The sequence below is a fragment of the Deltaproteobacteria bacterium genome, from assembly GCA_009929795.1.
Taxonomy (GTDB): domain Bacteria; phylum Desulfobacterota; class Desulfovibrionia; order Desulfovibrionales; family Desulfomicrobiaceae; genus RZZR01.
Map to the genome: position 1 here is coordinate 1 of RZZR01000286.1, position 2,082 is coordinate 2,082.

The 2,082-nt window shown below is 60.7% G+C and carries 1 protein-coding gene; it reads right to left on the reverse strand.

Going from position 1 to position 2,082, the window contains the following annotated elements; translation table 11 throughout:
- Positions 1 to 122 precede the first annotated feature (122 nt).
- Positions 123 to 1,814: an IS1634 family transposase gene (locus EOM25_14260; GenBank protein ID NCC26338.1), complete on the reverse strand. Its 1,692-nt coding sequence runs from the start codon at positions 1,812 to 1,814 to the stop codon at positions 123 to 125.
- Between the last annotated feature and the right edge of the window lie 268 nt (positions 1,815 to 2,082).

Sequence of the window (2,082 nt, forward strand, 5' to 3'; positions counted from 1 at the left end):
ACGGGAGCCTTCGCGAGTATGCTGCATGACCTGGGTTTACGGGTTGTGGAACACGCCTAGCCGCAAAGCCTTGCCTGGTGGGCGTTGGCGGGTGGGATCATTTTTGGCGTGTGCCTACATGATTACACCTGTTTTTCTCGTGGCTCAATGCCGAAAACCTTTGCAGGAAGCGGGGTTGCGAGCTTTTTCAGCAGTTCCCGGCAGTCGCTCGGGGGTGAATTAATCTGGAAAAAACTGTGCTGGCTGTTCCTGAACCGGGTGGCCTGGAGTTTGGCCAGGCTGGCCCGGATATGGGACCAGGGTTGCCCGCATTCAAGCTCGGCCACGCGTTCGAGCAACAGGGCCAGGACGCAGATTTTCACATGGGTCTCGATTCGCCGGCCGGCCCAATGGTACATCGGCATCATCTGGATCTGGGTGCGTTTCAGTGAGCGGAAACACCGCTCAATCACCAGAAGCCCCTTGTACCCGAGGGCGGCGTCTTCCAGGCTGATGGTGTCATCATTGGTTTCCAGCACCCATTTGCCGTCGTACCGCTTGGCCTCGGTAATGGCGGCGCGATCCAGGCGGAGCTTGCCGGCCTCGGTCGTGGCCAGGTAGCGCTTGTAGCGTTTGGAGGCCAGCAGCTCGACAGCCCACTGGGCGGAGGCGTCCCGGTCACGATGGCTGGCCAGTTCCTCTTCGAGCAGGCGGACAATCCCGTCCCGGTGGGCCCGTTGCCGCTCGGCCTCCTTCGGGTTGAAACAGAGGATATACCGTCGCCGGCGTTCGCCATCGCCGAGGACAACCTCCTTGGCGTGCAGATTGCTGGTGATCTCGGTGTAGCGGCCGGGTTGGGCGAGCACCTCTTTTTTTATCTCGGCCACCGTGGCCATCCGGGTGGCCAGCAGATACTTGCCGCAGGCCCGGGCCAGCTCTTCCCGGTTGTCCGCGGAGTTCATGCCCGAGTCGGCCACAAACAGGGCGCGGCCGAGTTTCCAGCCGCGGAGGTCCTGGCGGATGCGCTCGACCGTGGACACATCCGCGGTGTTGCCGGGAAAGACCCAACTCTTCACCGGCAGCCCTTCCCGGGTGACCGCCAGGGCGACAACGATCTGCGGGGTCCAGGTACCCTCCTTGGAATGGCCGTACTGGCGCAGGCCGGCGCTGTTTTCGTCGGCCTCGTCCTCGTAGTCGATGGCAAACGAAGCCGTGGTGGTGTCGTAGAAAATCAGATCGACCGAGAGGTTGAACAGATTGGCGGTCTGGAAAAAGACCGCCTCCTCAACCGCATCGATATTTTGGTGAAGAAAGTCCATGGCCTCGTACATCTGCCGCAGTTTCAGGCCATGGCAACCGGGGAGATGGACCCGTTCCAGCCAGCGATCCCAGACGCCCAGCTTGGACTCGGGAGCGCAGAGGCGGTTGGCGGTCATGGCCAGCAGCGCCTGGTCGTAGGGGACGGCGTACTTGCCCTTGCCGAGCAGGGCTCGGAGCGCCTTGCCGATGCCCAGTCGCTCCCACAGGGTTTCAATGACCAGCACGGTGCCGAGTTCGACCGTGCGCAGGATTTCAAGATCATCGGGCAGCCCACCGCTGCCCTGGTGTCGATCGCCATCACCATCGGCATCCAGGATGGTGATCCCGCAGACCCTGGCGATGGAGCGGGCAAGCCGGACCAGGGCCTCGCGGTCCAGCTGATCGGCCCGGCCGAAGCTGTGAATGATGCGGGCAACGGTCGAGTTGGTCTCCGGATCCCGCACGTTGTGGGCGAGTTGGAGATACTCGGTGATGGTGCCGTTCTTGTTCTTTCGTTTCGTGGATCGCAGGTACATGGCTGCCCACCACGGTAACGGTTAAAAATTTGTATTTCAAGAAAAAAATGGTAATGCGTGTGCCCACAAGTTTTGAGGATTTTCACCACCACTCAAAAGCTATCAGCATGAAATTGCGTGATAAAATTTTCGGTACTGCACTAAAATGTGCCCACAACCCGCAAACTTAGGTCAGGCAGGTGCCGCAGCCGATGGATTCGTCACTGTCGATCCGGTTTTCCTCGGGTGTTTCGGGAGGGGGCCTGGTGGCAAGGGGTCCGCCAGCAAC